Raw genomic sequence first — 7832 nt, 5'->3', positions numbered from 1 at the left:
CACGCCGGAGGCCCGACCGCAGCGCCTGCAAGCCCGGGCCACGGCCGAAGGGCGCAGCGGCGTCCGCCGCATCCGGATCCGCGACTTCCAGGTCGTCAGCGACAGCCCGCCGGATTTTGCGGGCTATGATCTCGGCCCTAGCTCGCCGGAGCTGCTGCTCGGCGCGCTGTCCAGCTGCCTGACGCACACCTACCTGATCCAGGCGGCCGACMAGCAGATCGATCTGCGGGATGTTTCCGTCGAGGTGCAGGGCCAGCTCGATCCCCGCGCCGGCACGCCCGGTTTCGAGACGGTGCCAGTTTACCCCCACGACCTCTCCTACACGGTGCGGCTGACCACCGATGCGACCGATCTGGACGCCCTCAACGCCGCAGTCGAACGCTTCTGCCCGATCCTGAACCTGCTCCGACGCGGCACGGAGGTGCGTGGAACCGTCGAACGCATCCCGGCCAGCCGCGCCGCCGCCTGATCTTCTCACTCCCCTGCACGTGGCCGCTCACCGCAGCGGCAAAGGAGCAAACATGAGCCTTTTCACCAGCCAGCCCACCCGCCGCGCGCTCCTGCGCGGAGCCGCCGCACTCGCCGCCGCGCCGCTCGCCGGTCTCGCCGGGCATCACGCCTTCGCCCAGGCCGCACCGCTGGCGCAGCGCCAGACGATCAAGCTCGCCTGGGGCCAGACGGCCGTCTGCCAGTCGCCGATCTCGGTCGCTCTGAAGCAGGGCCTGTTCGAGAAATACAACATCGCGGTCGAGCCGGTGAATTTCAGCGGGCCGACAGATGCGCTGCTCCAGGCGATCGCCACCGGCCATGCCGATGGCGGCATCGGCATGGCGCTACGCTGGCTGAAGCCCCTCGAACAAGGTTTCGATGTCGGCCTGACCGTCGGCACCCATGGCGGCTGCATGCGACTGCTCGTCGCCGAGAATGCCGGCATCGGCAGCCTGAAGGACCTGAAGGGCAAATCCGTCGCCGTCACCGACCCGGCGAGCCCGGTACGCAACTTCTTCGCCATCCGTCTCGCCGAGATCGGCCTCGATCCGGAGAAGGATGTCAGCTGGGTGCAGTACCCGCAGGACCTGTTCGGCGAAGCGCTGAAAAAGGGCGAGGTCCAGGCGCTGGCCGGCGACGACCCGCATCTCTATCTCATCCGCGAGCGCGACAAGCTCGTCGAACTCGCCACCAATCTCGAGGGCCAATACGCCAAGTCGACCTGCTGCGTGCTCGGCCTGCGCGGCGCCCTGATCCGCGACCAGCCCCAGGTCGCAGCTGCGGTCTCCCGCGCCATCGTCGAGGCCCAGGCCTGGACCGCGGCCAACCCCGATAAGACGGCCGAGATCTTCGCCCCCTTCGTCCCGGCGAAGGTGACGCCCGAGACGGTGGCCGCGATCCTGCGCAGCCACACCCACGACCACCACTCCACCGGAGCGGCGCTGCGCGACGACGTCGCCCTGTTCACCGAACAGCTGAAGCTCGTCAACGTGATCCGCAAGAGCACCGACGCCAAGGCCTTCGCGCAGAAGATCGTGCCCAATGTCGCCGTTTGAACAGACAGGCTCCGCGGCAGCCTTCGACCGGCCGCCCCTGCAGGTCGATGGCTGGGCGCTGACACGGGGCGCCCTTGCCACGCTGGCCTGGACCGCGGTCGCCGCGTCCGTCACCCTGCTCGCGAACAGGAAGGTCGGCTTCGCCGAACCGCTCTATGTCGACCAGACCAATCTCGGCCTCGTCGCATGGGCGGTCCTGCTGGCGATCGCCACGACGATCGGCGCCGTCTGGCCGCCGCTCGGCGCGCGGCTCGGCCGGGCCGCGCCCTGGCTCGTCGTGCTCGCGCTCTTCGTCGGAATCTGGGACCTGCTGACGGCCAAGCTCGGCCTGCTTCCGGTGCCCTTCTTCGCGCCGCCCTCCGCGCTGGTCGAGGTCTATGCCGAGGACTGGCCGCGTCTGGGCGAAAGCGTGCTGCATTCGCTGCGGCTGCTCGCGCTCGGCTTCGCGTTCGGCACGCTCTCCGGCTTCGTCACCGGCGTCGCGATCGGCTGGTCGCGCGGGCTCGGCTATTGGGTCCACCCCGTGCTGCGCTTCCTCGGGCCGATCCCGTCGACCGCGCTCTTGCCGATGTCCTTCTTCTTCTTTCCCTCGAGCTTTTCGGCGGCGATCTTCCTGATCGCGCTCGCCACCTGGTTCCCGGTCACGGTGCTGACCTGGTCCGGCGTCGCCAGCGTCGACAAGGCCTATTACGACGTCGCCCGCACGCTCGGCGCCCGCCGCTCGTTCCTGATCTTCAAGGTCGCGATCCCGGCCGCCCTGCCGCATGTCTTCGTCGGCCTGTTCATGGGGCTGGGCGCCTCCTTCTCGGTGCTGGTGGCGGCCGAGATGATGGGCGTCAAATCGGGCCTCGGCTACTACCTGCAATGGGCCCAGGGCTGGGCCGCCTATGCCAACATGTATGGCGCGCTGATCGTCATGGCGCTGATTTTCTCGAGCCTGATCACGCTGCTCTTCGCCGCGCGTGACCGGCTGCTCGGCTGGCAGAAGGACGTGGTGAAATGGTAGCCGCTTCGCTCACGTTCGCTGCCGATCGCACCGCGCCGACCGCGCGGGGAGCCGATCTCGCGGTCGCCGGTGTCTCGCATGCCTTCGATCTCGAAGGCCGGCCGCTGCCGGTGCTCGACGATATCGACCTCGACGTTCGGGCCGGCGAATTCGTCGCCCTGCTCGGCCCGAGCGGTTGCGGGAAGTCGACGCTGCTGCGGCTGGTCGCCGGGCTCGAACAGCCCTCGCGGGGCCGGATCTCAGCCGCGGGAGAGTTGATCACGGCGCMCGACCCGTCCCGCGTCGTCGTCTTCCAGGACCCGACGCTCTATCCATGGCGCACCGTCTGGAGGAATGTCACCCTCGGGCTGGAGGCGCGCGGCCTGCTCGCCGCACAGAAGAGCCGCGTCGACGATGCGCTGCGGACGGTCGGTCTCGCCGGGTTCGAACGGGCCTTTCCGCGCCAGCTCTCCGGCGGCATGGCGCAGCGCGCAGCTCTGGCGCGGGCGCTCGTCAATGATCCCAGCGTGCTGATCCTCGACGAGCCGCTGGGGAAGCTCGACTCTCTGACGCGGATCGCGATGCAGACCGAGATCGCAGAGCTCTGGCGCCAGCGCGGCTTCACCACGCTGCTCGTCACGCATGACGTGGAAGAGGCGCTGTTCCTGGCCCAGCGCGTCATCGTGCTGAGCGAGCGCCCCGCCCGGATCAAGGCCGAGATCGTCAACGACCTCCCCTATCCCCGCCATCGCGGCGACCCGCGCCTTGCAGAACTGCGCGGCCAGGCTCTCGCCCATCTCGGGCTCGACGCCAGCTGGTGATCGCCAGGCGAAAGCCCTCTCTCCATCACAGGACCCTGTTCATGTCTCGCGTCACCGGGCTCACGCTCGCCCTCTCTCTTGCGGCCTCGACCTTCGCCGCCTCGCCAGCCTTCGCCCATGCCCATCTCAGGACCGCCTCGCCGGCCGAGGGCGCGACGGTCGCCGCCCCGGCCGAGATCGTGCTCGGCTTCACCGAGGCCCTCGAGATCAAGCTCAGCAGCATCACCGTGCGCGACGCGCAGGGCCACGAGGTCCAGCTCGCGCCGGCGGAAGCCGTGGCGGGCGACGGCAAGGCGTTGAAAATCCGCCTGRAGGCGACGGCGCCGGGCCCGTACACGGTCGAATGGGCGGCGACCTCCGTCGATACCCATCGCGTCGCCGGGCAGTACCGGTTCACCGTCAGGCCCTGATGTGACTGCCTTCATCGAGGCGGCACTGCCGGCGATCCGCTGGCTCCATCTCGCCGCCTTGCTGTCCAGCCTCGGCACCGAAGCCTTTCGCCTGCTGGCGTGGGGACGACTGGGCGCCGCGCCCGAGGCTACCTCGTTGCTGCGAAGGCTGGCCCGGTTCAGCCGGGCCGGCGTCGTGCTGTCCCTTGTCAGCGGCGGCGCCTGGCTCTGGTTCCAGGGCAGCGCCATGCTGGGGAACGCCGTCGCGAGCCGGGAGGCGGCGCTCGCCATCCTCCAGACCCTCTTCGGCGGGACCTTGCTGCTGCGCCTCGCCCTGCTGGTCGTCTCGCTGTGGATGCTGCACAGCGAGGGACGCGGCCGCTGGCTCGCCCTGCCCCTTCTCGCTGCCGCCGCCTTCCTGCAAGGCGGGCTCGGCCATGGCGCAGCGACTGAGGGCTGGGTCACGATCGCCCTTGGCCTGCATGTCGTGGCTGCCGGGCTCTGGCTCGGCGCGCTGCTGCCGCTGCTCGCGACGTGTTTTCTCCTGCCCTCGCAGGCGGCTGCCATCGCACGCCGCTTCACGCCACTCGGCCTCGCCTGCGTGCTGACGCTCGCCCTCACCTCGCTGATGCAGGTGCAGGCGCTTCTCGGCACGCTGGCGGCGACGCTCGGCACGAACTACGGGCGGCTCGCCTTGCTCAAGCTCGTCCTGTTCGCGGTTCTGCTCGGGATCGCGAGCGCCAACCGCTTCCGTTTCGTACCGCAGGCGGAGGCCGGCGGGTCGATACGCGGGTTGCGTCGCTCTCTCGCCCTTGAGGCGGGGGTCGGGCTTGCCATGGTCGCGKCTGCCGCCGCGCTCGCAAGCCAGCCGCCGGGTATCCACGAACAGCCGGATTGGCCCTTGCCGCTGCGACCTATTCCGGGCCTGTGGGACGATGCCTATCTGCGCGACGGGCTCCTGCGCCTGCTCGGCCCGATCGCCATCACGGCCGCGCTCTTCATCCTAGCCGTCGTGCTGCGCAAGCTGCGCTGGCCGGCGCTCGCGGCTGGAGCCGCAGCGCTGGTCTATGTCCAGGTGCCGCCATGGCGCCCCTATGTCGTCGCCGCGGTGCCGACAAGCTTTCAGCTCTCACCGACCGGCTATTCCGCGCGCTCGATAGCGGCCAGTCGCGCGCTGTTCCAGCGCGACTGCGCGAGCTGCCATGGCCTCGACGCACGCGGCCGCGGGCCGGTCGCGGTCGCCCACGCGGTCTGGCCTCCGGACCTCTCGGCGCCGCTGATCGCGGGCCGCCCGGGCGGGGAGCTGTTCTGGTCGATCCGCCACGGCGTCGGGCCGATGCCGGCGGCGACCGGCCTCGGCGATGCCGAGATCTGGGCCTTGATCGATTTCATCCGGCTGCGCGCCGGCGCACGCATATATGACCGCTCCGAGATGCGCTTTGCCGGGGCCGCCCGCATGCCGGGTTTCGTCGCCGGCTGCCCGGAGGGCGGCATCCTGGCACCGGGCAACGGCCGGGTTCTGCGCCTGTGGATCGAGGGCACGACCGCGCAGGTCCAGGCTGACGGCGCGGTCGCCCGCTGTCCGGTCGAGGACCCGGAGCCCCTGGCCGCCGCGCTCGCGGAACTGACCGGCGGCGGGCCGCCGCCCGCGCAGGTTCTGATCGACGCCAATGGCTGGCTGCGGCGGGCCTTCAAGACCGAGAGCAGCGCCTCACCGGATATCGTCGCGACCGAACTGAAGAGCATTCGGGAGGCGCCCTACGATGGCTCCAGCCATCACTAGCGCGTGGGCGTGGGCGCCACGCGAATGCGCGGAATGCTGGCGCACCAGCCAGGGAGCGCAGCAGATCGCAACGGATCCACCAAGAGCGCCCGTACGCGACAAGCCCGACTTTCTCCGGGCAGAAGCCGCCGGTACACGGCCGGGTTGCTTGACTCCCCAATCGCAGAATGTTCCCTCTTTGTTCTCATTGAGAGAATGAAATATGCCAGACGATCAGGGGACCATCACGATCATCACCGATCAGGATATCGACGCGGTGCTCTGCGAGGCCAAGGGCGACGCGCGCGAGGCGATCCGCATGCTCCTGCATGATCTCGCAGTCCTGGCCGCCGACGCCGAGCGGCTGGTCTCGAAGGGTTTTGTGCGCGGTCGCGCGCCGTGGAAGAGGATCGGATGATGGTGACGCGCACACAGAGGCATTTCTCGCCCTATGACGCGGAGAAACTCCTCGCCCTGGTCGAGAGCGCCCGGCGCGAGATAGGGCAGTATCAGGCGACGGTACCGCTCAACTCAGCGATACACACGGCACTGAAGGCTTTCAGGGATGCCGCGACCTTGCTCGCCGATACGGCACGCGGTGATGTCGGGACGGGGCGCTCCTTGCCGTCGCACGCGAGATCAGAGCAATCGTGAGCGATACCGGCGGGCGATCGACGTCCGCCTCGCTCGGAACCTGCTGCTCTTGGGCAGGTCATGACGCAGGTTGCGCGTGGCGCAAAGATCATCGCCCTTGGAGGGATCGCGCGTCGGCGCTGGGTACGATCGATCCAGCACCACCAGAGGTTTATATTGATGCATCAGCGCTATTCGATGGCAACTCACAGTTGCGATGATAAACCGGCTGTAATCGTCGGCCAGTGACGCTTCACGATTGGTCTCGACAACCTTGTCATTTCGGTCAATTCTTTCACCGTGGGTCGTCGGATCGAGCATCCGCCTACCCGCAAGACGCAATCTTCAGAGGATGCGGCTATGGCGACGGGAAACGTGAAATGGTTCAATACTGAGAAGGGTTTTGGTTTCATTCAGCCGTCAGACGGCGGCAAGGATGTGTTTGTACACATCACAGCCGTGAAAGAGGCCGGCATGATGACTCTGACCGAAGGACAGAAGGTCGCTTTCGATTTGAAAACCGAACGCGGCAAGACAGCGGCAGGCTCCCTCCAGCTTCTCTGATCACCACCTGACGTCTTTTGCGTCGAAACGGCTTGCCACCTGACGGCACGTCCCGACATCGCATTTGCGCGGTCAGGCAGCGCTTGGAAGGCCAGGACATCCATCGATCAGGCGCGCCGGGCGGGTTTCACGCCCCGGGCAGGCTAGCCCGCGTGGGTAAGACGCTGTGGAACCGGGAACCTTGCCCTGCGAACCTTCGGTCAGCATAGCGCGATCGCTGTCGATGGAACTACGCTTGGCGACGGAGCCGGCAGGACGGCCCGGGATGCCGRATTCGAACCGCCGCTACCGCAGATTGCTTGCGAGGCTATGGCTGAACCTCACAGTTCCGGCGTGCAATGCCGTCACTCTGCCGCGCTCAGGCGCCGTTTGATCCTGCTGAAGGCGATGGGTGTGATGGCGAGATAGCGCGCGATATCCCCCTGGGAGAGGCGGCGCAACAAGCCCGGCTCGAGCATTTGCATGGCCCGAAATCGCTCTGCAGCGGAATCGCAGAGCAAGGCCTGCTCGCGCCGCGATTTGCGCTGCCTGACCCAATCCGCGAACTGGCCGTAAGCGCGCTGCAGATCCGGGTTCTCGGCGATCCGCTGCTGCAACCATGGCAGGGGAATCCGGATGATTGTCGATGGTTCGAGCGTTCGTGCGCCGAAGGCCGGCCCGTTGCCCTCTGCCGCGAACAGGCCCTGATCGGCGATGAAGCTCTTGATCCGTTCATCGCCCTCGGGCGTGACGTAGACCAGCTTGATGAGCCCTTCCGTGAGAATGAACAGATCGGCCGGCGCATTGTCCGGATCGAACAGGACATGGCCCTTGGGACAAGCCCTGGCGGTCCAGAGCCTGTCGCCCCAAAGTTTGTCCTGCAAGGCAAGTTCCCGGAGCTGACCCAGGAGTCGGCCGGCCGGAGAACCTCGCTCATCTAAACCCGGGTTCATCAGGAACGCTCGAAAGCATGGCAGGAGGATCGACGACAGACACAAAGGAGAAAGGGGTCGTTGAAAAACCTGCCTTCGCGTGATTCTCTTGATCCTGATCGGGATTGGGGGCCGGCATGCTGGGTCGCAAGGAACGGGACCAACTGGAGCTGTTCATTTCGGGCACGCTCCGCCAGCTTATTCCTGACGAACATATTCTGGT

General features: G+C 67.5%; 11 protein-coding genes. 9 read left to right on the top strand and 2 right to left on the bottom strand.

Annotated features, from left to right (window positions below; all coding sequences use genetic code 11):
• The 8 genes from AC1DRP_RS32800 to AC1DRP_RS32765 form a co-directional block, all read left to right on the top strand.
• Positions 1-469: OsmC family protein (locus tag AC1DRP_RS32800; protein WP_476770704.1), on the top strand; the 469-nt coding region annotated here is incomplete at its 5' end.
• A 52-nt stretch (positions 470-521) separates the two neighbouring features.
• Positions 522-1544, top strand: a complete 1023-nt coding sequence (locus tag AC1DRP_RS32795; protein ID WP_476770703.1) for an ABC transporter substrate-binding protein — start codon at positions 522-524, stop codon at positions 1542-1544.
• Positions 1531-2550, top strand: a complete 1020-nt coding sequence (locus AC1DRP_RS32790; protein ID WP_476770702.1) for an ABC transporter permease — start codon at positions 1531-1533, stop codon at positions 2548-2550. The genes AC1DRP_RS32795 and AC1DRP_RS32790 overlap by 14 nt, the downstream gene beginning before the upstream one ends.
• Entirely contained in the window at positions 2544-3350 is an 807-nt protein-coding gene (locus tag AC1DRP_RS32785) for an ABC transporter ATP-binding protein (protein ID WP_476770701.1), read from the top strand. Before AC1DRP_RS32790 ends, AC1DRP_RS32785 begins: the two co-directional genes overlap by 7 nt.
• 41 nt (positions 3351-3391) lie before the next feature.
• Positions 3392-3760, top strand: coding sequence for a copper homeostasis periplasmic binding protein CopC (gene copC, locus AC1DRP_RS32780; protein WP_476770700.1), 369 nt, complete (start codon positions 3392-3394; stop codon positions 3758-3760).
• Position 3761: 1 nt separating this feature from the next.
• Positions 3762-5522, top strand: a complete 1761-nt coding sequence (locus tag AC1DRP_RS32775; RefSeq protein ID WP_476770699.1) for a CopD family protein — start codon at positions 3762-3764, stop codon at positions 5520-5522.
• Between the two features lie 202 nt (positions 5523-5724).
• Positions 5725-5919, top strand: coding sequence for a hypothetical protein (locus AC1DRP_RS32770; RefSeq protein ID WP_476770698.1), 195 nt, complete (start codon positions 5725-5727; stop codon positions 5917-5919).
• On the top strand, positions 5919-6155 hold the full coding sequence (locus AC1DRP_RS32765; RefSeq protein WP_441491100.1) for a hypothetical protein: 237 nt from the start codon (positions 5919-5921) through the stop codon (positions 6153-6155). Before AC1DRP_RS32770 ends, AC1DRP_RS32765 begins: the two co-directional genes overlap by 1 nt.
• Here AC1DRP_RS32765 and AC1DRP_RS32760 read toward each other — a convergent pair.
• Complete coding sequence (locus AC1DRP_RS32760) at positions 6141-6455, bottom strand: hypothetical protein (protein WP_476770697.1); 315 nt, start codon at positions 6453-6455, stop codon at positions 6141-6143. The two genes, AC1DRP_RS32765 and AC1DRP_RS32760, sit on opposite strands and share 15 nt — an antisense overlap.
• Positions 6456-6494: 39 nt before the next feature.
• Here AC1DRP_RS32760 and AC1DRP_RS32755 point away from each other — a divergent pair, with 39 nt between their 5' ends.
• Positions 6495-6698 carry a cold-shock protein gene (locus AC1DRP_RS32755; RefSeq protein ID WP_069881900.1) on the top strand — a complete coding sequence of 68 codons (204 nt, stop codon included), beginning with the start codon at positions 6495-6497 and terminating at the stop codon, positions 6696-6698.
• A gap of 344 nt (positions 6699-7042) precedes the next feature.
• Here the strand turns inward: AC1DRP_RS32755 and AC1DRP_RS32750 are convergent, their stop codons facing one another.
• Positions 7043-7561: a Crp/Fnr family transcriptional regulator gene (locus AC1DRP_RS32750; RefSeq protein ID WP_441506683.1), complete on the bottom strand. Its 519-nt coding sequence runs from the start codon at positions 7559-7561 to the stop codon at positions 7043-7045.
• Positions 7562-7832: the final 271 nt, after the last annotated feature.

The sequence above is a fragment of the Allobosea sp. 01N443 genome, assembly GCF_056399325.1.
Note: the sequence above shows the minus strand (reverse complement) of the source record. Positions and strands in the feature narration are given on the sequence as shown.